The following is a 21431-nucleotide window of genomic DNA, read 5'->3' as shown; positions in this document are numbered from 1 at the left end:
CGGTTCGGAGGCGCGGCGATGCCGATCATCGACGTGCGCCAGTTGAGGAAGCATTACCGGGTGGCCGAGAAGCGCCCGGGGCTGCGCGGCACCCTGGAGCACCTGGTGCAGAGGCGCCACCGAGATGTGCCGGCCGTGCAGGGGGTGAGCTTCCAGATCGAACCCGGCGAAATGGTGGGCTTCCTGGGCCCGAACGGCGCCGGCAAGACCACCACCCTCAAGATGCTCACCGGCCTGATCCACCCCAGCGGCGGCTCCGTGCAGGTGGCGGGCTGTGTGCCCTTCCAGCGCCAGGAGCGCTTCCTGCAGCAGATCACCCTGGTGATGGGCAACCGCCAGCAGCTGATCTGGGATCTGCCGGCCCTGGACAGCTTACGCGTCAATGCCGCCGTCTACGGCATCGATGACAGCACCGCCGAGCATCGCATCGCTGAGCTGGCCGAGATGCTGGAGCTGGGCAGCGAACTGCGCCGTCCGGTGCGCAAGCTCTCCCTCGGGCAGCGGATGAAGGCCGAGCTGCTGGCGGCGCTGCTGCATCGGCCGGCCGTGCTCTTTCTCGATGAGCCCACCCTCGGCCTCGACGTCAACGCCCAGGCCCGCGTGCGGGAGTTCCTCGCCGACTACAACCGCCGCACCGGTGCCACGGTGCTGCTCACCAGCCACGACATGGGTGACATCACGGCGCTGTGTCCGCGGGTGCTGCTGATTCACCAGGGCCGGCTGTTCCACGACGGCTCATTGGAGCGGCTCACCCAGGACCTTGCCCCCCACCGCCAGGTGCGCCTGGAGCTGCAGCAGCTGCAGCCGGCCGGCTGCTTCGAGGCCTACGGCCTGGTGGACGAGCACCAGGGCCACCATGTGCGGCTGCGCATCCCGCGCCAGCAGCTCACGGAGCAGGTGGCCGCCCTGCTCAGCCGCTTCGAGGTGAGCGATCTGGAGGTGGCCGACCCCCCGATCGACGAGCTGATCGGCGGGCTGTTCCGCCGCGAGGCCGGCCGATGAGGGGCCTATGGCGCCCGCGACGGACCTGGCGCATCGCCCGGGCCCTGCTCGTGACCCAGTACGCCTACATGCTCGAGTACCGGGCCGAAATCGCCCTCTGGGCGCTCTCGGGCGTGCTGCCGCTGATCATGCTGGGGGTGTGGAGCGGCGCTGAGGCCAATGGCGCCTCCGGGCTGGATCCGATCCAGCTGCGCCGCTATTTCCTGGCCGCCTTTCTGGTGCGCCAGTTCAGCGTGGTGTGGCTGATCCACGTGTTCGAAGAGGACACCCTGCAGGGCAAGCTGTCACCCCTGCTGCTGCAACCCCTGCTGCCGTTGTGGCGCTATCTGGCCGCCCACGTGGCCGAGCAGGGCACCCGGGTGCCATTCGTGGCCCTGATGCTGCTGCCCCTGGCCCTGCTGCTGCCCGGCGGGCTGTGGCTGCCCCCGGCCCCGCAGTTGCTGCTCGGCCTGGTGGCGATCGGGGCCGCCTTCCTGCTGCGCTTCCTGCTGCAGACCGTGGTGGCGATGGCCTGCTTCTGGACCGAGCGCGCCGCCGCCCTGGATCGGCTGCTGCTGATTCCCTACCTGTTTCTCTCCGGCCTGGTGGCCCCCCTCGACAGCTTCCCTCCGGGCCTGCGACGGCTGGCCCTCGCCACCCCCTTCCCCTGGATGGTCGACTTCCCGGCCCGGCTGCTGGCGGGGTTGCCGGTGTCGGCCCCACTGGGCTTCGCCACCATTGCCGCCTGGTGCGCCCTGTTGCTGCCGATCGCCGCCTTCCTCTGGCGCCGGGGATTGAGGCGCTATTCCTCCATGGGGGCCTGATGACGACACCCCTGCTCGCCTCCAGGCTCGGGCGCTACCGGCGCAGCCTGGGCCGCTTCTGGGCCACGGCCCTGAGCGCTGAGCTCGAATACCCGGCCAACTTCTGGATCGAGGCCCTCTCGGTGCTCGGCAACCTGGCCGGCAGTGTGTTCGTGCTGGGGCTGCTGTTCGGAGGGCCGCAGCGGCAGAGCACCGCCAACCTGGGCGGCTGGAGCTGGGATGAGGCCCTGGTGGTGCTGGGCCTCTACACCGTGCTGGATGGCTTCACCACCAGCCTGCTGCAGCCCAACCTGAGCCGCATCGTGGGGCATGTGCAGAACGGCAGCCTCGACTTCGTGCTGTTGAAACCCCTGGACAGCCAGTTCTGGCTCTCCACCCGCATGATCTCGCCCTGGGGCCTACCGGGGATCCTGGCCGGTTTCGCTCTGTGCGGCTGGGCAGCCGCCCGGGCCGGGGCCAGTTGGACTCCCCTGGGGCTGGCCCTCAGTGCCGCCCTGCTGGTGGCCAGCGCCGTGATCCTCTACAGCCTCTGGTTCGTGCTGGCGGCCCTCAGCATCTGGTTCGTGAAGGTGTGGAACGCCACCGAGGTGCTGCGCTACACCCTGGTGGCCGGCCGCTATCCGGTGACGGCCTACCCCCAGGCCCTGCGGCTGGTGTTCACCTTTGTGCTGCCCGTGGCCTTCCTCACCACGGTGCCGGCCGAGGCAGTGCTCGGGAGAGGAGAGCCCCTGTGGGTGGTGGGCGGCCTGGCCATGGCGACGGCCACCTTCCTGGGCAGCCGCTGGTTCTGGCGCTACGCCCTGCGCCACTACACCAGCGCCTCCAGTTGATCGGGCTGGGCCACCACGAGTTCCTCGGGGCGGCCCCAGTCGCCCTCCACGACGTAACCGGGCTGGTTGGCGCAGAGGTGGCGCAGGATCCAGAACAGCGGCTCGGCGGAGGGCACCTCCAGGGCCTGGCGCATCTGCTCCAGGCTGCGGGGCTGGCCATCGGCGAGCAGCTCATGCAGGCGGCCCTGCAGTTCCAGGATCGAGGCGGCGGCCAGCTTGCCGGCCTCCACGCCGGGTTGGTCGTAGGCGTTGATGTTCACCAGTTCGGCGTAGAAGCCCACGGCGCGCTCGAACAGGGCCACCAGCACGCCCAGGCTGCGGGCATCGAAGCGGCGCAGGGTGATCGAGAGGCTCTGGCGGCCGCTCTCCATCAGGGCCGTGCGAGTGCCCTGCAGGAACCCCTCCAGCACGTCCCCGGGGCACTCGCCGTTGAGGGCGGGAAGGTCAGCGGGGTCGTCGAGGGCCTCGATGAAGGTCACGAAGAAGTTGTCCACGCCATCGCGCAGCTGCTGCACATAGGCGTGCTGGTCGGTGGAGCCCTTGTTGCCGTACACGGCGATGCCCTGGTTCACCACCTGGCCGTCGCGATCGAGACGCTTGCCGAGGCTCTCCATCACCAGCTGCTGCAGGTAGCGGCTGAACACGGCCAGCCGGTCGCGGTAGGGCAGGAGCACCATGTCGCGCTGACCGCGGCCATGGCCGGCCACGTGCCAGGCGGCTGCCATCAGGGCCGCGGGGTTCGCCTCCAGCTCGGGGCAGCGGGTGGCGGCATCCATCTGGGCGGCGCCATCGAGGAAGGCGCGCAGATCGGCCCCCACCAGGGCGGCGGGCAGCAGCCCCACGGCGCTGGTGATGCTGGTGCGGCCCCCCACCCAGTCGAACATGTCGAAGCGGGCCAGCCACTGCTCCTGCACGGCAAGGCTGTCCAGACGGCTGCCCACCATGGTCACCGCCACGGCCTGCTGGGCCCAGTGGCCGCCGAGGCTGCCCAGCCGTTCGCGCACCTGCTCCATGGCGATGCGCGGCTCGGGCGTGCCGCCGGACTTGCTCACCACGATCACCAGGGAGGTACGCAGGCGCTCCCCGAGCCGGGCCAGGGTGCGGCTGATGCCCTGGGGATCGACGTTGTCGATGAAGTGGAAGGGCAGGCCGCAGCCCTCCTGTTGCAGGGCCTCGATCACCAGCAGGGGGCCAAGACCCGAGCCGCCGATGCCGATCCAGAGCACATCGCTGAAGGGCACCCCTCCGGGGGCCTGCAGGCTGCCGGAGAGCACCCCGGCGCCGAAGGCCTCGATCTGGTCGATCTCGGCGGCGATGTGATCGGCGGTGGCGGCATCCGGTGCCAGCTCGGGGGCCCGCAGCCAGTAATGGCCCACCATCCTCTGCTCATCGGGGTTGGCGATGGCGCCCCCCTCCAGGGCCGCCATCGCCGTGAAGGCCGAGGCGAAACCTGGCGCCAGGCGGCTGAGGTCGGCCTGGTTCAGGGCCATCCGACTCACATCGAGCCAGACTCCCAGGCCATCGTGATACCAGAGCAGGTCACAGAAACGGCTCCACTGGGTGGCGGGGCTGGAACCATCGAAGTCGGCAGGCATGGAGTCGGCTGGGGTTGCGCCCTGGGGCGCCGGGTCTGACGCCCAGAAACTAGGGCTGATCCCGGCGGGCCCCTGTATCAAGTGCCGGCCACAGGACCGTTCGGCTCCGGGATCAAAGGCTGGACAGGCTTCTTAAGATGAACTTTGGCTTTGTTGTGTTGCCTGTGCCCCTGCCTCTCACGCCCGAACTGCGCCCTGCAGGGCAGTCGTGTCGCCGCCGTGCTGGGCTGTGATCGATTGCGCCCTGCCGGCAATGAGGCCCCTCGGGGGAGGGGTGCGGCTGAGGCGGCGGTTCGGCGTGCTGGCGGCCCTCGGCTTGGCCCTGCTCAGTCCGGCGGGGCGCTTGGAGCCCCAGTCGCCGCTGCTGATCGATCCGGGCCTGAGCGGCAGCGTCAACACGCCCGATGGCGGCACCCAGGCCGATCCGCTGCAGTTTTCGGCCAGTGAGCTGCAGGAGCTGCAGCGCCGTTTCGGTGTGCATGGCCCCCAGCCCCGCCTGGCCCAGCTGTTCACCGAGGGCATCGACCAGTTCGAGCCCCTGCGCAGCCATGCCCTGGGGAGGCTGGAGGAACTGCGGCCGGTGATTCTGAGCGAGTCGGCCCGCCACCACATCAACCCGATGCTGGTGACGGCCGTGTTGTTCGATGAGATGCGCCACGCCAAGCCAGGGGAAGATCTGCCCCTGGCGGCCCACTCCGGCCTGTTCAGCACCCATGGGCCCGCTCAGCTGGGCCTCGGCGAGATGGTGCACCAGGGGCTCCTGGAGGCCGACGCCTCCGACGAGCAGGTGATGGAGGCGCGTCGTCAGTTGCTCGATCCAGAACAGAACGTGCGCCTGCTCGTGGGCAAGTTCGCCCGCCTCAGCCACGATCTGGACTTCCCCACCGACCGCGTGCTCCAGGCCAGTGCCAGTCCCCGTGAGGCCAAGGCCCTGGCCACCCTCGCCTACCTGCACAACGGCAAGCTCGACTATCACCGCCGCATCCTGCGCTCGATGCAGGATCCGGAACTGCACGCCCTGCTCTACGGCCAACGCCGGCCGGCCCTCTCGCCCCTGATCTGAATTCAGCTGCGGCTCAGGTCAGTTGAGGGCCGTGGTGGTGGCGGGGCGGTCGCAGAAGGCCTGCAGAGCTGAAAGCCTCGTCTTCAGGGCCTGCCAGTCGAAGCTGCGGGGATCCATCCGCTCGCCGCCCAGATCCACCGCCTGGTGGGTGGTGATGTGGTCAGGGGAAATGGGGAAACGCTCCATCCAGTCGGCCAGCAGCACCGCCAGGGCGTCGTATTGCGCCGGCGTGTAGCCGCTGTGGCTGGGGCCGGTGTCCTCGCCATCGAGGGGAGTTTCCAGGCTCACATGCAGGGCGAAGTTGTTCACCGAGCCGTTGAAGTCGGGATTGGTCACCACCCACTGGCCTCGGAAGGCGGAGTTGCCCGCCCCGAAGGCACGGGAGCTGGGGTCGAGCAGCAGCACCGTCTTGCCATCCAGGCCGATCACGGCGTGGTAGCTCACCTGGTCTTCGTCGCGGGGATGGGGGGTGAGGAAGGTGTTGATCGCCGAGCCGATGCCGAAGACCGTTTCATGGAGAATCACCACCCGGGGGGTGGGATCGAGGGGGTTGCCGAAGGCATCGCGGTTGAAGCGGGTGCCGTAGTTGCTGGGGTCGATCCTGAGCCGCAGGGGTGCGGTGCGCAGGCGTTCGAGCTGGGCCCGCAGCCGCGGTGAATCGGCTGAACCCGAGCCCGCACAGGTGCCGCCCGCCAGGGGCGAAGTCCAGTCGCTGGGAGCGGGGGGAGCGGGGGCATTGCGCCGGCCCGCCCGGGGCGCCATGGGGGGCGAGCGCACCTCCTCCAGCAGTTCCATCAGGGTGGCCTGGCTGGGGTCTCCAGCCGAGGCGCCGCCCAGGGTGGCTGCGAGCCAGCCGATGCCGGCGAGAAGAAGCACACCCGAGGCCGCGACGCCGGCCACCATGTAAGGACGCTGGCGCAGGTTCACGGCAGCTCCAGGGACAGCCAGCGATGGCGGCGGTCCAGGCTGGCCGCGTCCGCCTCGGCGTCTGGCTTGAGGTCCCAGGCCTCAATGGCGGGGGAGGCTGGTCTCAACAGGGTGGTTTTCACCTGGCCATCGCGGGCATAGAGCAGCGGGATGCCGGCTTCAGCCGTGCTCAGGGCAGCCTCGGGCTGCAGCAGCTGGGCCACGTCGTCTGGTTGATGGAGGCGCCACCCGTGCAGGGCCAGCAATTCATCGCCCACCATCAGTCCAGCCTGCTGGGCAGGAGAGTCCCGCACAACGCGCTGCAACGTCAAGCCCCCTGTGCCACTCTTCAGCCGCCACCCCACCCAGGCGCCACTCTGGCTGCGGGGCTGGAGGCTGAGTCCCACATCGGCCAGATAGGCGGCCAGGGGGGGATCCTCCAACCCCTCCAGCCACGCCGGCAGCAGGGCCTGCAGATCCGGGGCCTGGGCGGCGAAGGCCTCCAGCAGATCGGTTTCGCGGTAGCCCCGGCCCACGCAGCCGAGCCGGCGCCAGAGCTGGCGCAGCACCACCGGCAGCCCACTGCCGACGCGGCGCAGGTGCAGGTCGAGCGCCAGGGCCAGCACCGCCCCCTTGAGGTAGTAGCTGATCTGATTGTTGGGGGCATCAGCGTCAGCGCGGTAGAGCTTCACCCAGGCCTCCTCGCCGCTCTGACGCAGGCTCTGCACGGCCCGGCCCGGGGTGAGCAGATAGCGGCTGAGATCGGCGCCGAGATCGTCGAGCACCTCAGCGGCGCTGCACAGCCCGGCGCTGTGGGGCAGGAGCTGGTCCACGTAGCTGGTGATGCCCTCGGCAAACCAGAGCGTGGGGATCACCACAGCCTGGCCGTAGTCGTAGGGACTGAGCTCGGCCGGCCGCAGCCGCCGCACGTTCCACTGGTGCAGGTATTCGTGGGCCACCAGCTGCAGCAGCTTGCGGCGCCCCGCAGGCTGCGCCAGGCGGCGCCGGCCGAACTGCAGCACCGTGCTGCTGTCGTGCTCAAGGCCGCCATAGCCATTCGCGTTCAGATGAAGCACGAACAGATAGGCAGCGGCGGCAGGCCGCTCCACCCCCATCAGGCGGCAGCAGGCCAGACACACCCGTTCAACATCCCCCAGCCAGCGGGGGGCCGGCGAGGGCAGATCCTCCCCTGAAAGAGTGCGGCCCCAGCTCACCCAGCGATGGGGGACCCCGGCCACGCTGAACTGGTGACAGCGGTGAGGCCCCACCTCCACCGGCGTGTCCACCAGCTGATCGAAGCTGGTGGCCCGCCAGCCGCCGGAGGGGTCCTCAGGCAGGGGAACAAAGGCCTGCCACTGCGGCGGCAGCCGCAGCTCCAGGGTCTGGGGGCTCCAGCGCTCCCCCTCCAGCTCGAGCACCACGGCGGCCAGGGCCAGAAAGCCGTGATCGCCGTCGAGGTGGCAGGTGCGCACCGTGAGCTCGGTGGCCAGGATCCGGTAGCGGATCTCCACCGGTTCCAGACTGGGCAGCGCCACCTGCCACTGGCTGGTGCCGACGCGGCGCAGAGGCAGGGCCTGCCCCCCCTGGTGCAGCTCCAGACCCTCCAGCTGCCGCACGTAGTCGCGAATCAGGTAGGAGCCGGGCGTCCAGGCCGGCAGCGCGAAGCGCAGCTGCGGGCGCCGGGGCGTGTGCTGCAGCCTCACCCCCACCAGGTGGCTGCTGGGCTGACTGAGATCGAGCTGAAAGCGAGGGCAGGCTGGGGCAGGCGACGACACAGGCTGGTTCAGGTGCTGACGCTCACCTGGGCATCGCTGAAGTGGAGCGCAGCGTCCCTGAGGGCCATCCGGGCGGCGTAGGCGCGGGTGAGCCGACCCAACAGCCCCTGCAGGGAGCGGCTGCGGCTGAGGCGCTGCAGATCGCCCACCAGAGCGAGGGAGTTGTCGGGCTGGCGGCGCCAGCCCAGGCACAGATCCGCCTCCACCCTCACCTGCAGCGCCACGGACTGGCGCTCATCGGCGAAGCCCCGCAGCACCCCGCCGTAGCTGGGGGTGAGCCCGAGGGCCTCAAGGCTGGCGGCCAGTCCCTCAACGTCGCGGAACTGGGTGGGCAGGATGGAGAGATGGGACATGGAGCCGAGGCCCGCTTTGTCTGACCCTAGCGATCACTGGCCCAGCATCCAGTGGCCGTTGCCACCCCAGGCCGCTGTCGGTGGCGGCCAGGGGGACCGGCCGTTGCGCCTCGGCGTGATGGCCTCCGGGGCAGGCAGCAATTTCGAGGCCCTGGTGGAGGCCACCCGCCGCCCGCCTCCGGCCCTGCAGGCCGAGGTGGTGCTGCTGGTGGTGAACAACCCGGGCTGCGGTGCCCAGCAGCGGGCCGAGCGGCTGGGGGTTCCCTGCCAGCTGCTCGATCACCGGCTGCAGCCCAGCCGCGCCGCCCTCGATGCCGCCCTGATCGCAGCCTTCGATCAGGCCCGGGTGGATCTGGTGGTGATGGCCGGCTGGATGCGGATCGTCACGCCCTCGTTGATCAATGCCTTTCCGCAGCGGTTGGTGAACCTTCATCCCTCCCTGCTGCCCAGCTTCCGCGGCCTCGATGCCGTCGGCCAGGCCCTGGCGGCGGGGGTCACCCTGAGCGGCTGCACCGTGCACCTGGTGAGTGAGACGGTGGATGCGGGCAGGATCCTGGTGCAGGCGGCGGTGCCGGTGCTGCCGGGCGACAGCCGCGAGCAGCTGGCGGCACGCATCAGGCCGCTGGAGCATCGCCTCCTGCCCCTCGGGGTGTGCCTGGCCGCCCAGGCGCTCGGACTGGCGAGCTAGGGGTAGAAGGGCAGCAGGGGCAGGCCGGCAGTGGCCTCCAGGCCGGCCATCAGATTGAGGCACTGCACTCCCTGGCCCGCCTGGCCCTTCACCAGGTTGTCGATCGCGCCCATCACGATCAGCTGGCCCGTGCGCGGGTCGGCCTGCACCGAGAGCAGGGCACGGTTGGTCTGCCGCACCCACTTGGTGGAGGGGTAGGTGCCCACCGGCAGCACCTGAACGCAGGGGCTGTTCGGGTAGGCGGAGCTCAGCACCGTGCGGCAGTCCTCCGCGGTGAGGCCGGGGTCGCGCAGGCGGGCGTAGAGGGTGGCCAGCAGGCCACGCACCATCGGCACCAGGTGGGGGGTGAACTGCAGCTGGATCGGTTGGCCGGCCACCTGAGCGGCGATCTGCTCGATCTCGCTGGTGTGGCGATGGCCCACCACGCCATAGGGGGCGATCGCCTCGGCGGCCTCAGCCAGCAGCAGGTTTTCCTTGGCGGCGCGACCGCCACCGCTGGTGCCGGTCTTGGCATCGATCACGATGCCGCTCGTTTCGATCAGGCCCTGCTTGAGCAGGGGCAGCAGACCCAGCAGGGAGGCGGTGGGGAAACAGCCGGGGGAGGCCACCAGGCGCGCTGTGGCCAGGCGGCGGCCCTCCCACTCGGGCAGGCCGTAGACCGCTTCGGCGCAGAGGTCGGCATCTGTGCGGGGGACCGCCTCGGCCTCGGCGCTGTACACCGCCTGCCAGGCCTCCAGGGAGCGGTAGCGGTAGTCGGCGGAGAGATCCACCACCCGCACGCCGCGCTCCAGCAGCGGCGGCACCAGCCGGGCGGCGAGGCCGTTCGGCAGGCTGAGCACGGCGAAGTCGGCGGCGGCGGCGATCGCGTCGGGGTCAGGGCTCTGCACCAGCGGATCGCCCGGCAGGGGCAGGAAGGGCGTGATCGCGCTCCAGCGTTTGCCACTGCTGCGCTCGCCGCCCAGGAAGCTCACCTCAAAGCCGGGATGGCCCTGCAGCAGCCGCAGGGTCTGGAGGCCACCATAGCCGCTGGCACCGATCACCGCGACGCGCTTTCTGGCCATGGCGGAGCCCCGATGGAGAGGTGGTGCGGGCTTTATAAAGGATGATTGCACCGGGCCCCTGGGTCCGACCGCCCCCGTTGACCGCCCTGAGCAACCCATCCGTCGCCAGCTCCGAGGCGACCGTGACCGGTGCCATCCGCTTCGATGCCATCGCCGATGCCCTCGCCGCGATCCGCAACGGTGAGTCGATCGTGGTGGTGGACGACGAAAACCGCGAAAACGAAGGCGACCTGATCTGCGCCGCCCAGTTCGCCACCCCCGAGCAGATCAACTTCATGGCCACCGAGGCGCGGGGCCTGATCTGCCTGGCCATGGAGGGCGAGCGCCTCGATGCCCTCGATCTGCCCCTGATGGTGGATCGCAACACCGACGAGAACCAGACGGCCTTCACCGTGAGCGTCGATGCCGGCCCGGAGAACGGGGTGAGCACTGGCATCTCGGCCGATGACCGGGCCCGCACCATCCAGGTGGCCATCCATCCCGGCAGCCGCCCCAGCGACCTGCGCCGGCCGGGCCACATCTTTCCGCTGCGGGCGCGCCAGGGGGGCGTGCTCAAGCGGGCGGGCCACACCGAAGCCGCCGTCGACCTGGCCCGGCTGGCCGGCCTCTACCCCGCCGGAGTGATCTGCGAAATCCAGAATGCCGATGGCTCGATGGCGCGGCTGCCCCAGCTGGCCGCCTACGCCCGCCGCCATGGTCTGCGCCTGATCAACATCGCCGATCTGATCGGCTACCGCCTCGACACGGAGCGCTTCGTGCGCCGTCAGGCCGAGGCCGCCCTGCCCAGCAGCTTCGGGGAGTTCAGAGCGATCGGCTACCGCAATGAGCTCGATGGCAGCGAGCATGTGGCCATCGTCAAGGGCCATCCCGAGCAGGCCAGCGCGCCCGTGCTGGTGCGGGTGCACAGCGAATGCCTCACCGGCGATGCCTTCGGCTCCCTGCGCTGTGACTGCCGGCCCCAGTTGGAGGCAGCCCTGCGGATGCTGGAGGAGGCCGGCGAAGGGGTGGTGGTGTACCTGCGCCAGGAGGGCCGGGGCATCGGCCTGATCAACAAGCTCAAGGCCTACTCGCTTCAGGACACGGGCCTGGACACGGTGGAGGCCAACGAGCGGCTGGGCTTCCCCGCCGACCTGCGCAACTACGGCGTCGGCGCCCAGATCCTCAGCGACCTGGGTGTGCAGCGGCTGCGGCTGATCACCAACAACCCCCGCAAGATCGCCGGCCTGGGCGGCTATGGGCTGGAGGTGGTGGACCGGGTGCCCCTGGTGATGGATCCCGGCACCCACAACGCCGCCTACCTGGCCGTGAAGCGCTCCAAGCTCGGCCACCTGATGGGAGACGGGCCGAGCTGCCCCCTGGGGCTCACCGCCGTACTGGCCTGGAGTGGCGTCGCCGACGAGTCAGGCGGACGACCGGACGCCGCCCGGTCGGAGCGGCTGGACCATCTGCAGGCCTGGGCCCTGGAGCAGGGGCTGCTGCTGGGGCGCGAGGAGCACCCCCGCCTGCTGGCCCTGCTGAACCAGCCCGGCCTGGCTCTGCTGCTCAGTTCAGGGAGGGGGGCAGACGGCCTGCGGGAGCAGGGCATCAGCGACCTTCTACGCCGGCTGGCCGCCTGGCCCCACACCGAAAGCGTGGCGCTGCTGCTCACCCCCGATGCCCAGCGCACGGCCCATCCCAGCGCCCAGCTGCAATGCCAGCACCGCCCCCTGGCGGAGCTCCAGGGGGGCGGTGTGGCGGGGCTGCCGCTGCAGGCCGAGGCCTTTCTGGTCTGGCGCTGAGCCCGGCAGCGACCGCAGCGGATCGGTCGCGCGGCAAGCTCAGTCCTGAATGGTCAGCTTGTTGATCTTGCTGCCGTTCTTGAGGGCCTGCACCACATCCATGTTGGTGGTGTGGCCGAACACCGTGTGCACGCCGTCGAGGTGGGGCTGGGCCTCATGGCAGATGTAGAACTGCGAGCCGCCGGTGTTCTTGCCGGCATGGGCCATGGCCAGGGTGCCCGACTTGTGCTTCTGGCCGTTGATCTCGCAGTCGATGTGGTAGCCGGGGCCGCCGGTGCCGGCCATGCCGGGGGCACCATCACGGCTGTTGGGGCATCCACCCTGGGCCATGAAGCCCGGGATCACGCGGTGGAAGGCGAGGCCGTCGTAAAAGCCCTCCTTGGCCAGCTTGGTGAAGTTGGCCACGGTGTTCGGGGCGTCGGCATCGAAGAGCTCGAGCTCGATGCTGCCGGCATCCGTCTCCATCAGGGCTTTGGTCATGGGGGAATGGCTGAAAACACGACTGTATGGGGCCGGCACGACAATGGGGCCGGTTTGCGCCGCCCGCCAGAGCGCGGCTCCCACCCGAAGCCCCCGATGCCAACACCCCCCATCACCACCACCCCCGCCCCTGCCGAGCAGGCCCCCACCAGCGCCGCTCCCGATCTGCGCCGTGCCCGCCTCGGCGTGCTGGGGGGCAGCGGCCTCTACGCCATGGACGGGCTGGAGGACATGCGCGAGATCAGCGTCGAGACGCCCTTCGGCCCCACCTCCGACAGCCTGCGGCTTGGGCGCATCAACGACCTGGAGGTGGTGTTCCTGGCCCGCCATGGCCGCCACCACAGCTTCACGCCGAGCGAGGTGCCCTACCGGGCCAACCTCTGGGCCCTGCGCTCGCTGGGCGTGCGCTGGATCCTGTCGGTGTCGGCGGTGGGATCCCTGCAGGAGCAGTTCCGGCCCCTCGACATGATGGTGCCCGATCAGTTCATCGACCGCACCCACCAGCGCCCCCTCACCTTCTTCGGCGAGGGAGTGGTGGCCCATGTGACCGCGGCCGATCCCTTCTGTGGCGCCCTCAGCCGCCTGCTGGCCGATGTGGGCGACAGCCTGATGCCGCCGGGCCGCCACATGCACCGCGGCGGCACCTACCTGTGCATGGAGGGGCCTGCCTTCTCCACCCGGGCCGAGTCCGAGCTCTACCGCAGCTGGGGCTGCGGCGTGATCGGCATGACCAACCACACCGAGGCCCGCCTGGCCCGCGAGGCCGAGATGGCCTACGCCACCCTGGCGATGGTGACCGACTACGACTGCTGGCACCAGGAGCACGCCTCGGTGACGGTGGAGCTGGTGATCGACAACCTGCGCTCCAATGCCGCCCTGGCCCAGCAGATCGTGCGGCTGGCGGCCGAGCGGGTGGGCGAGCTGCGACCCAGCAGCAGCTTTCACCAGGCCCTGCGTCATGCCCTGATGACGCCGGCCGAGCAGGTTCCCGCCGAAACGCGCCGCCGCGTGGACCTGTTCACCAGCCCCTACTGGGGGCCGTTCAGCGGCTGATCGCCCCGGCCGCTGCAGGGTCTGCTCAGCCCAACGTGGCTCCCAGGGCAGCGAGGGTGCGGCGCAGGCTGGGCCCATGGGCCGCCAGGGCCTCGGCTGCAGCGGCGGCCTCCAGCCCAGCGGCCTGCATCAGCAGGGCCAGTTTCACGGAACCGCCGGAGCGCTCCAGCAGTGTCATGCCTGCGCTGCGCTCCACCCCGGCCAGGTCGCGCAGGATGCGCAGGGCCCGGTCCTCCAGCTTGGCGTTGGTCACCGCCACATCCACCATGCGGTTGCCGTACACCTTGCCCAGGCGCACCATCACGCCGGTGGAGAGGATGTTGAGCGCCATCTTGGTGGCCGTGCCCGCCTTGAGGCGGGTGGAGCCCGCCAGCAGCTCGGGGCCGGTGAGCAGGCGGATGTCGATGCTGCAGGGCATCGGCACCTGGTCGGCGGGCACGCAGGCCATGGCGATGGCCAGGGCGCCGATGGCCGAAGCATGGGCCAGGCCGCCGAGCACATAGGGGGTGGTGCCCCCGGCCGCAATTCCCACCAGGCAGTCGCCGGGCCCGAAGCCCAGGGCCTGCAGATCGCTGCGGCCCGCGTCTTCCAGGTCTTCCAGCCCCTCGGAGCTGCGCAGCAGGGCCGGCGCGCCGCCTGCCAGCACCCCCTGCACCAGCTCCGGCGGGCTGCAGAAGGTGGGCGGGCACTCCGCCGCATCCAGCACCCCCAGCCGTCCGGACGTGCCGGCACCCAGGTAGAAGAGACGCCCCCCGGCCCGCAACCGGGCGGTGATCGCCTCGATGGCGCTGCTGAGGGCAGCGGCGGCGGCGGCCACCGCCCGCTGGGGTTCGAGGTCGTTGTGGATGAACAGCTCCACGAGCTCGGCGGTGGGGAGCTGATCAAGGCTGGCGCTGAGGGGATTGGCCTGTTCGGTGAGCAGATGGCCCCGATCGGCCCCCGTGGCGGCGGCCGGACTCACAGCAGGCCCTCCAGCTGGCGCCGAAAGGCCTCAAGCTCGGGATCGCCGCTGCTGATCGGTTCGGCCGGGGTCTGCTCAACGGCAGGATCAGCACCTTGCTGGCCGGAGGCTTGGGGGGCCTCCGAGGCGGCCACGGCGCCGGCGGCGGCGGTCTGCTCCTGCCAGGTGGTCACGTCCATGTTGCGCTCCGGCGGCGCGATCAGCAGCCGGTCCTCCGGGCTCTGGGGCAGGAAGCCCACGGGCACGAAGCGGGCCTCATAACCCGATTCCTGGCAGAACTGCTCCATCTCAGGTCGCTCGAGGGCCTCCACACAGGGCACGGGGAAGTCCTGGGCTTCCAGCAGACCCGCATAGCGCTCGGCGTCATCGCGGGCCTCGAACAGCAGCACCACCGTGCGGCCGTTGATCTCGAGGGAATGGATCCCCTCCTGATCGGTTCCGGGATCGAAGAGCAACACGTGCACCGGCATGGGAGGAGCTGGGAGGAGGGGCGCAGGAGCTCCACTCTCTCATCGCCCGCCTGATTCCTGGGAAGCCTCCTGAGCGGGCTCCTCGGCAGCCTGGTCGGCCAGCTCCTGGAGGCGGCCATAGAGGGCCTCTTCCGCATCGGCCAGTTGATCCGGCAGCACGATGCGCACCTCCACCAGCTGGTCGCCCCGCTGGTCGCCCCGCTCCATTCCCCGGCCCCGCAAGCGCAGCAACCGACCACTGGACGAGCAGGGCGGCACCGTGAGTTTTACCGGGCCGCGCAGGGTGGGCACCACCACCACACAGCCCAGGGCCGCTTCGGCGGGAGTGAGATCAAGGCTGTACTGCACCCGCAGGCCATCGATGCGCAACCCCTCCTCCGTGCGCACCCGCAGCTGCAGAAAGTGATCCCCACCGCCGGGGGCGACGCCCTCCAGGCGCAGCCGCCAGCCATCGCCCGCCATGGCCGGTGTCCACACTTCCACGGCGGTGCCGTCGGGCAACTCCAGCTCCACCCGCTCCCCGTGCAGCGCCTGCTCGGGGCTGAGGACCACCGTGCTCTCGGCATCCGTGCTGGCCTGCACCGGAGGCGGCGGGGCTGGCGAAGGCGTCACGGAGCCGCCCGGCCCTCCCCAGTCACTCGCCGGGTCAGCGCTGCCGTCGGCATCGCCTCTGCCGCTGTGGGCATCGAAGCCATCCTCCGCAAATGGCTCCTCCTCGAAGGGTTCCGACGACGTGGCGTCAACACCCGATGCCCCGTCATCGAACGGAGTGGAGCGAGAGCGCTGCCGCTGCCCGAAGAGCGCCTCGAGGTAAGTTTCGAAACGCGGAAAGCCGCTGGCGAAGGGATCCGTGGGCACCGCCGTTCCGGAGTCTTCGCCTCGCTCCCAGGCCGCTCGGCGGCGGGGGTCGGAGAGCACCGCATAGGCCTCGTTGACCAGCTTGAAGCTCTCCTCGGCGCTGGGGTCGTTGCCGTTGAGATCGGGGTGAAAACGCCTGGCCTGGGCGCGGAAGGCTCGCTTCAGGCTGGGGAGATCGGCACCCGGGTCAAGGCCGAGCACCGCCCAGTAGTCCGATGGGGCCGAGGAACGCACTGCCACAGGAGTCAGCCGTCAGCCCAGGGATCGTCATCGGGCACCCGGGAGACAGGCCTTCCCTGGCGGGAGGCGCCCTGGAAGGAGCCCCGGCCGGTGGGGTCCGCTGGCTGGGCAGGACGCGAGCGGGGCCGGTTCAGATCGAGGTCTGGATCGTCTGACCGACCACCCCTGGCACCACCCCTGGCACCATCCCAGCGATCCTCATCCCAGCGGTCGTCATCCCTCTGGACGTCGGCCCTCTGGTCGTCCAGGTCAAGCTGATCAGAGCCTGAGTAGCCCATTGGCTGCTCACCACGGCCGTAGCCCCGATCTCCATAGCCGCTGGCGGCAGAGCTGCGGTCGCCGTAACCGGGCTCGGCATAGCTGCGGTCGGTGTAGCTGCGGTCGTCGTAGCCGGGTTCGCTGTAGCCGTAGCCCCGATCGCGTTGATTGCGGCCTGGCGAGCCCAGGTTGTCGTAACCACCACGGGAACGGCCGGCGGGCATGGCCCAGGGGTCACTGCCCGGCCGACTCCAGTCATCCCAGTCGTCATCGTCGGCAAACAGCTCATCCTTGAGCGAGCCCAGGGTGTTCTTGAGGCCCTGCAGCGGACCCTGCTCACTGCGACGCTCGCTGAGCAGGCGCCGGTTCAGGGCGTACACGGCCTCCTGCAGTTGGCTGACAGCCAGCTCCAGCTCCCCGACATCGCTGCTGCCGCTCTGCTCCAGGGCCATCAGGTCCTGCACGTCGCGCAGAGCCAGCTCCACAGCCCGCTGCTGGCGCTCGGCACCGTAGGGGCCCAGTTCCACAGAGGCATCCCGCAGCCGCCGCTCCGCCTGGGCGATCAGGGTGAGGGCCTTGTTGCGGCGGTCGAGTGCGGAGCGCTTGCGCCTGTCCTCCGCCGCCTTCTCCTCAGCCTCCTGCAGCAGCCGGGCGATCTCCTCCTCGCTGAGGTTGGAGCCTCCCTGGATGCTCACGCTCTGCTGGCGGCCCGTGGTGCGGTCAGTGGCAGACACCTGCAGCAGGCCGTTGGCGTCAATGTCGAACGACACCTGCACCTGGGGCACTCCGCGGGGAGCCGGCGGGATGCCGGAGAGGCGGAAGCGGCCGAGACTCTTGTTGTCGGCGGCCATCTGCCGCTCCCCCTGCAGCACGTGGATCTCCACGGAGTTCTGGTTCGCCTCCGAGGTGCTGAACAGGTCGCTCTTGCGCACCGGGATCGACGTGTTGCGTGGGATCAGCACCTTCATGGCGCCGCCGATCGTCTCCAGACCCAGACCGAGGGGCGTCACGTCGTTGAGCATCAGGTCGCGCAGCTCACCGGTGAGGATGCCGGCCTGCACCGCGGCGCCGATCGCCACCACCTCATCGGGATTCACCGACTGACAGGGCTCCCGCGGCACCAGGGTGCGCACCATCTCCTGCACCATCGGCATGCGGGTGGAGCCCCCGACCAGCACCACGTCGTCGATCTCATCGGCGGCCAGGCTGGAATCGCGCAGGGCGCGCTGCACCGGGCGCAGCAGCCGATCCAGCAGATCGGGGCAGAGGGCCTCGAAACGGCGGCGCTCCAGGCTGGTTTCAATGTGCAGCGGGCCGTCGGAGCCCGTAGCGATGAAGGGGAGCGAGATGGGCGTGCTCTGGACCCCACTGAGCTCCATCTTGGCCTTCTCCGCCGCCTCGGTGAGGCGTTGCAGGGCCTGGCGGTCACGGCGCAGGTCGAGGCCGTGCTCCTGCTGGAAGCCATCGGCCAGCCAGTCCACGATGCGGCGGTCCCAGTCGTTACCGCCCAGCTGGGTGTCACCGCTGGTGGCCTTCACATCGAACACCCCCTGGGCGATCCGCAGCACCGACACGTCGAAGGTGCCGCCGCCGAGGTCGAACACCAGCACCCGCTTCACGGCGGAGCGATCGAAGCCGTAGGCCAGCGCCGCCGCCGTGGGCTCGTTCAGGATCCGCTCCACGCTGATGCCCGCCAGGCGGCCGGCGTCGCGGGTGGCCTGGCGCTGGGCGTCATTGAAGTAGGCGGGCACGGTGATCACGGCCGCCTCCACCGGCTCACCGAGGTAGGTGGCGGCATCGTCCACCAGCTTGCGCAGGACGCTGGCCACCAGTTCTTCCGGCGCGTACTCGCGCTCGGTGGCGGGGCACACCACCCGCACGTTGCCCTGGTCGTTGGCGCGGATCGTGTAGGGCACGCCCAGGCTCGATTCCTCGAGCTCGTCCCAGCGGCGCCCCACGTAGCGCTTGAGGTTGGCAAAGGTGTTGCGGGGATTGAGCACCAGCTGCCGCCGCGCCAGCTGCCCCACCAGCAGCTCCTGGTCGCGGTTGAAGCCCACCACCGAGGGGGTGGTGCGGCTGCCCTCGGCGCTGGCGATCACCGCCGGACGGCCGCCCTCCAGCACCGCCACCACCGAATTGGTGGTCCCGAGGTCGATGCCGACGATGCGACCCATGAACTGCGCGGCCCCGTCACCCCTGTGGCGCCCCAAAACTACCGGGCTGGCCGGCGTTAATCACGACTTAATGCACCGGCAGGGAGCGCTTCGTACATTCCTGGGGACCGGACCGCCCGTGGACTGACCACAGCGCGCCCGGATCGCCATGACCGCAGCCGTGCCCCCCATAGCCAGCGACGACGCCTTCACGCTGCGCCGCCGACCCCCCTCAGACAAGCTGGTGGACATCGGTTTCCGCCAGCTCACCCTCTGCCTGGCCTCGGTGGTGGCCATTGCCCTGCTGGGCATCTTCATCGTGGTGCTGCGGGGCTCCCAGGACGCCATCCAGGCCTTCGGACTGCGTTTCCTCACCACCTCGGCCTGGGATCCGGTCAACGATCAGTACGGCGCCCTGATCGCCATCTACGGCACGCTGGTGAGCTCGCTGCTGGCCCTGCTGATCGCCGTTCCCCTCGGCGTGGGCACGGCGATCTTCATCACCGAAGACCTGGTGCCGACGTTCGTGCGCAACGCCGTGGGTCTGATGGTGGAGCTCCTGGCCGCCATCCCCTCGGTGGTGCTGGGCCTCTGGGCCATCTTCGTGATGGAGCCGGCCATCCGGCCGGCCCTGAATCTCCTCCACGGCCTGCTGGGCTGGTCTCCGTTGTTCGACACCGTGCCGCGCGGGCCAGGCATGGCCCCAGCGATCCTGATCCTGGTGGTGATGATCCTGCCGATCATCACCGCGATCTCCCGCGATGCCCTCAACCAGGTGCCGGTGGAACTGCGCCAGGGGGCCTACGGGGTAGGCACCACCCGCTGGGGGGCCATCACCAGCGTGATCCTGCCGGCGGCCGTCTCGGCCATCACCGGCGGGGTGATGCTTGCCCTGGGCCGCGCCATGGGGGAAACCATGGCCGTGACCATGATCATCGGCAATGCCCTCAACTTCAGCTTTTCGCTGCTGGCTCCGGGCAACACGATTGCGGCGATGCTTGCCAACCAGTTCGGGGAGGCGAGCGGCATCCAGGTGTCGGCTCTGATGTATGCGGCCCTGGTGCTGATGGTGCTCACCTTCCTCGTCAACGTGTTAGCCCAGTGGCTGGTGCGTCGTCTCAGCCTCCGCTACTGAATTCCCACCCATGGCGACCATCTCCACCGCCCGCGACGAACGCGAGCTCACAGAGAGCCTTTTTGCGAGGCGGCCTCTCACTTTCGATCGCTCCCTGAAGCGCAACAGGATCAACCGGCTGTGCACCGGCATCGCCGGATTGTTTGCCTTGACGGCGGTGCTCCCCCTGTTCCTGGTGATCCTCTACGTGCTCCTGCAGGGCGGCCGGCTGATCAGCTTCAGCATGTTCACCGAGCTGCCGCCCCCTCCTGGCCTGGACGGCGGCGGCATCGGCAATGCCATCCTGGGCACCATGCTGGTGACCCTGATCGCCTCCCTGATCGCGGTGCCGATCGGTGTTGGCGGTGGCATATACCTCACGGAATATTCCCAGAGAGGCTGGTTTGCCAAGTTCGTGAGCTTCGGCAACGACGTGCTGGCCGGCGTGCCCTCGATCATCTGCGGCGTGTTCGTCTACGGCATCGTGGTGGCCACCCGCATCTTCTTTGATCAGAGCTACAGCGCCATGGCCGGTGGCATCGCCCTGGCCACCCTGATGTTGCCCACGGTGATCAAAACCACCGATGAGGGCCTCAAACTCGTGCCCCAGGAACTGCGCTGGGGGGCCTACGGCGTGGGGGCCTCCAAATTTGTGACGGTGATGCGCATCACCCTGCCGGCGGCGTTCACGCCCATCGCCACAGGCGTGGTGCTCGGCATTGCCCGGGCCGCCGGGGAAACCGCCCCGCTGATCTTCACGGCTCTGTTTTCACCCTTCTGGCCGGAGGGGGTGTTCAACCCGATTGCCACCATGTCGGTATTGATCTTCAACTTCGCGATCATGCCCTACGAGGCCCAGAACGAACTGGCCTGGGCGGCCTCCTTCGTGCTGGTGATGATGATTCTCGTGGCCAATCTGCTGGCCCGCTGGATCGCCAGTTTCTCTCGCGCCTGAGCGCCACCTGGTTCTTCCCTGCACCTCCAACACCATGACCACCGCCAGCACGATCAGCATGTCCCACACTCCGGCCTCCGCTCCCGACACCTGCCTGGCCCTGGAGAACGTGACCATCTCCTACGGCAGCTTCGAGGCGGTGAAGAACGTCTACATGGACATTCCACGCGGCAAGGTGACGGCCTTCATCGGCCCTTCCGGCTGCGGCAAATCCACGGTGCTGCGGGCCCTCAACCGCATGAACGACCTGATCCCCGGCTGCCACCTCAAGGGCCGCGTGGTGTTCGACGGACATGACATCTACGCCCCCAACGTGGATGCGGTGGAGGTGCGTCGGCGCATCGGCATGGTGTTCCAGAAACCCAACCCCTTTCCCAAGACGATCTACGAAAACATCGCCTTTGGAGCCCGCATCAACGGCTACCGGGGCGACATGGATGAACTGGTGGAGCGCTCCCTGCGCAAGGCAGCGGTATGGGATGAGTGCAAGGACAAATTGAAAGAGAGTGGTCTGGCCCTCTCCGGCGGCCAGCAACAGCGCCTCTGCATCGCCCGGGCCATCGCCACCGAGCCGGAAGTGATCCTGATGGATGAACCCTGCTCCGCCCTTGACCCGATCTCAACCCTCAAGATCGAGGAGACGATGCATGAGCTCAAGCGCAGTTTCACGATCGTGATCGTGACCCACAACATGCAGCAGGCCGTGCGGGTGGCAGACCTCACCGCCTTCTACAACGCCGAGGCGGTTTCAGGTGGCTCCGGCAAGGTGGGCTATCTGGTGGAGTTCAGCGAAACCGAAAAGATCTTCAACAATCCAGCCCAGCAATCCACGCAGGACTACGTCACCGGCCGCTTCGGCTGAAGCCAGCCTTTTGGCGAGCATGAAAAAGCCAGCACAAAGGCTGGCGGGGAAGCGGAGAGGGAGGGATTCGAACCCTCGATAGAGTTGCCCCTATACAGCATTTCCAGTGCTGCGCCTTCGACCACTCGGCCACCTCTCCAGCGGCTAAATGGGGCACTCAGGTGGCAATGTAG

General features: G+C 69.3%; 20 protein-coding genes and 1 tRNA gene. 10 read left to right on the top strand and 11 right to left on the bottom strand.

Going from position 1 to position 21431, the window contains the following annotated elements; genetic code table 11:
• Window positions 1-18: 18 nt before the first annotated feature.
• The 3 genes from CyaNS01_RS05920 to CyaNS01_RS05910 are packed head-to-tail and all read left to right on the top strand — an operon-like array spanning window position 19 to window position 2635.
• Complete coding sequence (locus CyaNS01_RS05920) at window positions 19-1002, top strand: ATP-binding cassette domain-containing protein (protein ID WP_186699599.1); 984 nt, start codon at window positions 19-21, stop codon at window positions 1000-1002.
• Entirely contained in the window at window positions 999-1805 is an 807-nt protein-coding gene (locus tag CyaNS01_RS05915; protein WP_225875841.1) for an ABC-2 family transporter protein, read from the top strand. Before CyaNS01_RS05920 ends, CyaNS01_RS05915 begins: the two co-directional genes overlap by 4 nt.
• Window positions 1805-2635: an ABC transporter permease gene (locus CyaNS01_RS05910; RefSeq protein WP_186699598.1), complete on the top strand. Its 831-nt coding sequence runs from the start codon at window positions 1805-1807 to the stop codon at window positions 2633-2635. The genes CyaNS01_RS05915 and CyaNS01_RS05910 overlap by 1 nt, the downstream gene beginning before the upstream one ends.
• Here CyaNS01_RS05910 and CyaNS01_RS05905 read toward each other — a convergent pair.
• Entirely contained in the window at window positions 2614-4230 is a 1617-nt protein-coding gene (locus CyaNS01_RS05905) for a glucose-6-phosphate isomerase (RefSeq protein ID WP_186699597.1), read from the bottom strand. The two genes, CyaNS01_RS05910 and CyaNS01_RS05905, sit on opposite strands and share 22 nt — an antisense overlap.
• A 253-nt stretch (window positions 4231-4483) precedes the next feature.
• On the opposite strand from CyaNS01_RS05905, the gene CyaNS01_RS05900 reads away from it, so the two are divergent.
• The gene (locus tag CyaNS01_RS05900; RefSeq protein WP_225875840.1) at window positions 4484-5293 is read left to right on the top strand and encodes a helicase DnaB; all 810 of its coding nucleotides are present in this window, start codon (window positions 4484-4486) and stop codon (window positions 5291-5293) included.
• An 18-nt stretch (window positions 5294-5311) separates the two neighbouring features.
• On the opposite strand, the gene CyaNS01_RS05895 is transcribed toward CyaNS01_RS05900, so the two are convergent.
• The 3 genes from CyaNS01_RS05895 to CyaNS01_RS05885 are packed head-to-tail and all read right to left on the bottom strand — an operon-like array spanning window position 5312 to window position 8327.
• Complete coding sequence (locus CyaNS01_RS05895; protein ID WP_225875839.1) at window positions 5312-6220, bottom strand: N-acetylmuramoyl-L-alanine amidase; 909 nt, start codon at window positions 6218-6220, stop codon at window positions 5312-5314.
• Window positions 6217-7974: a M61 family metallopeptidase gene (locus CyaNS01_RS05890; protein WP_186699596.1), complete on the bottom strand. Its 1758-nt coding sequence runs from the start codon at window positions 7972-7974 to the stop codon at window positions 6217-6219. The genes CyaNS01_RS05895 and CyaNS01_RS05890 overlap by 4 nt, the downstream gene beginning before the upstream one ends.
• A gap of 8 nt (window positions 7975-7982) precedes the next feature.
• Window positions 7983-8327 carry a DUF1257 domain-containing protein gene (locus CyaNS01_RS05885; RefSeq protein WP_186699595.1) on the bottom strand — a complete coding sequence of 115 codons (345 nt, stop codon included), beginning with the start codon at window positions 8325-8327 and terminating at the stop codon, window positions 7983-7985.
• Here CyaNS01_RS05885 and purN point away from each other — a divergent pair.
• Window positions 8311-9015 (top strand): phosphoribosylglycinamide formyltransferase, encoded by a 705-nt coding sequence (purN, locus tag CyaNS01_RS05880; protein ID WP_186699594.1) that lies wholly within the window; start codon window positions 8311-8313, stop codon window positions 9013-9015. The genes CyaNS01_RS05885 and purN overlap by 17 nt on opposite strands.
• On the opposite strand, the gene argC is transcribed toward purN, so the two are convergent.
• Window positions 9012-10076, bottom strand: coding sequence for an N-acetyl-gamma-glutamyl-phosphate reductase (argC, locus tag CyaNS01_RS05875; RefSeq protein ID WP_186699593.1), 1065 nt, complete (start codon window positions 10074-10076; stop codon window positions 9012-9014). The genes purN and argC overlap by 4 nt on opposite strands.
• A 77-nt stretch (window positions 10077-10153) precedes the next feature.
• On the opposite strand from argC, the gene ribBA reads away from it, so the two are divergent.
• Window positions 10154-11854 carry a bifunctional 3,4-dihydroxy-2-butanone-4-phosphate synthase/GTP cyclohydrolase II gene (ribBA, locus tag CyaNS01_RS05870; RefSeq protein ID WP_370561680.1) on the top strand — a complete coding sequence of 567 codons (1701 nt, stop codon included), beginning with the start codon at window positions 10154-10156 and terminating at the stop codon, window positions 11852-11854.
• Between the two features lie 39 nt (window positions 11855-11893).
• Here the strand turns inward: ribBA and CyaNS01_RS05865 are convergent, their stop codons facing one another.
• Entirely contained in the window at window positions 11894-12334 is a 441-nt protein-coding gene (locus CyaNS01_RS05865; protein WP_186699592.1) for a peptidylprolyl isomerase, read from the bottom strand.
• A 96-nt stretch (window positions 12335-12430) separates the two neighbouring features.
• On the opposite strand from CyaNS01_RS05865, the gene mtnP reads away from it, so the two are divergent.
• Window positions 12431-13387 (top strand): S-methyl-5'-thioadenosine phosphorylase, encoded by a 957-nt coding sequence (gene mtnP, locus CyaNS01_RS05860; RefSeq protein WP_186699591.1) that lies wholly within the window; start codon window positions 12431-12433, stop codon window positions 13385-13387.
• Between the two features lie 25 nt (window positions 13388-13412).
• On the opposite strand, the gene murQ is transcribed toward mtnP, so the two are convergent.
• Genes murQ through dnaK form a run of 4 tightly spaced genes read right to left on the bottom strand, consistent with a single transcriptional unit; the run spans window position 13413 to window position 18348 of the window.
• On the bottom strand, window positions 13413-14348 hold the full coding sequence (gene murQ / locus CyaNS01_RS05855; protein WP_186699590.1) for an N-acetylmuramic acid 6-phosphate etherase: 936 nt from the start codon (window positions 14346-14348) through the stop codon (window positions 13413-13415).
• Entirely contained in the window at window positions 14345-14818 is a 474-nt protein-coding gene (locus CyaNS01_RS05850; RefSeq protein WP_186699589.1) for a DUF3110 domain-containing protein, read from the bottom strand. The genes murQ and CyaNS01_RS05850 overlap by 4 nt, the downstream gene beginning before the upstream one ends.
• Window positions 14819-14857: 39 nt before the next feature.
• A complete protein-coding gene (locus CyaNS01_RS05845) occupies window positions 14858-15910 on the bottom strand; it encodes a DnaJ C-terminal domain-containing protein (RefSeq protein ID WP_186700352.1) in 1053 nt (350 codons plus the stop codon).
• 11 nt (window positions 15911-15921) lie between these two features.
• On the bottom strand, window positions 15922-18348 hold the full coding sequence (gene dnaK, locus CyaNS01_RS05840) for a molecular chaperone DnaK (protein WP_186699588.1): 2427 nt from the start codon (window positions 18346-18348) through the stop codon (window positions 15922-15924).
• A 148-nt stretch (window positions 18349-18496) separates the two neighbouring features.
• Between dnaK and pstC the strand changes: the two genes are divergently transcribed.
• Genes pstC through pstB form a run of 3 tightly spaced genes read left to right on the top strand, consistent with a single transcriptional unit; the run spans window position 18497 to window position 21258 of the window.
• Window positions 18497-19462, top strand: coding sequence for a phosphate ABC transporter permease subunit PstC (gene pstC / locus CyaNS01_RS05835; RefSeq protein ID WP_186699587.1), 966 nt, complete (start codon window positions 18497-18499; stop codon window positions 19460-19462).
• Window positions 19463-19472: 10 nt separating this feature from the next.
• The gene (pstA, locus tag CyaNS01_RS05830; protein ID WP_186699586.1) at window positions 19473-20396 is read left to right on the top strand and encodes a phosphate ABC transporter permease PstA; all 924 of its coding nucleotides are present in this window, start codon (window positions 19473-19475) and stop codon (window positions 20394-20396) included.
• Window positions 20397-20454: 58 nt separating this feature from the next.
• On the top strand, window positions 20455-21258 hold the full coding sequence (gene pstB, locus CyaNS01_RS05825) for a phosphate ABC transporter ATP-binding protein PstB (RefSeq protein ID WP_186700350.1): 804 nt from the start codon (window positions 20455-20457) through the stop codon (window positions 21256-21258).
• A gap of 52 nt (window positions 21259-21310) precedes the next feature.
• Here the strand turns inward: pstB and CyaNS01_RS05820 are convergent.
• Window positions 21311-21397 (bottom strand) — tRNA-Ser (locus CyaNS01_RS05820).
• Between the last annotated feature and the right edge of the window lie 34 nt (window positions 21398-21431).

Source organism: Cyanobium sp. NS01, from assembly GCF_014280235.1.
Taxonomy (GTDB): domain Bacteria; phylum Cyanobacteriota; class Cyanobacteriia; order PCC-6307; family Cyanobiaceae; genus NIES-981.
Note: the sequence above shows the minus strand (reverse complement) of the source record. Positions and strands in the feature narration are given on the sequence as shown.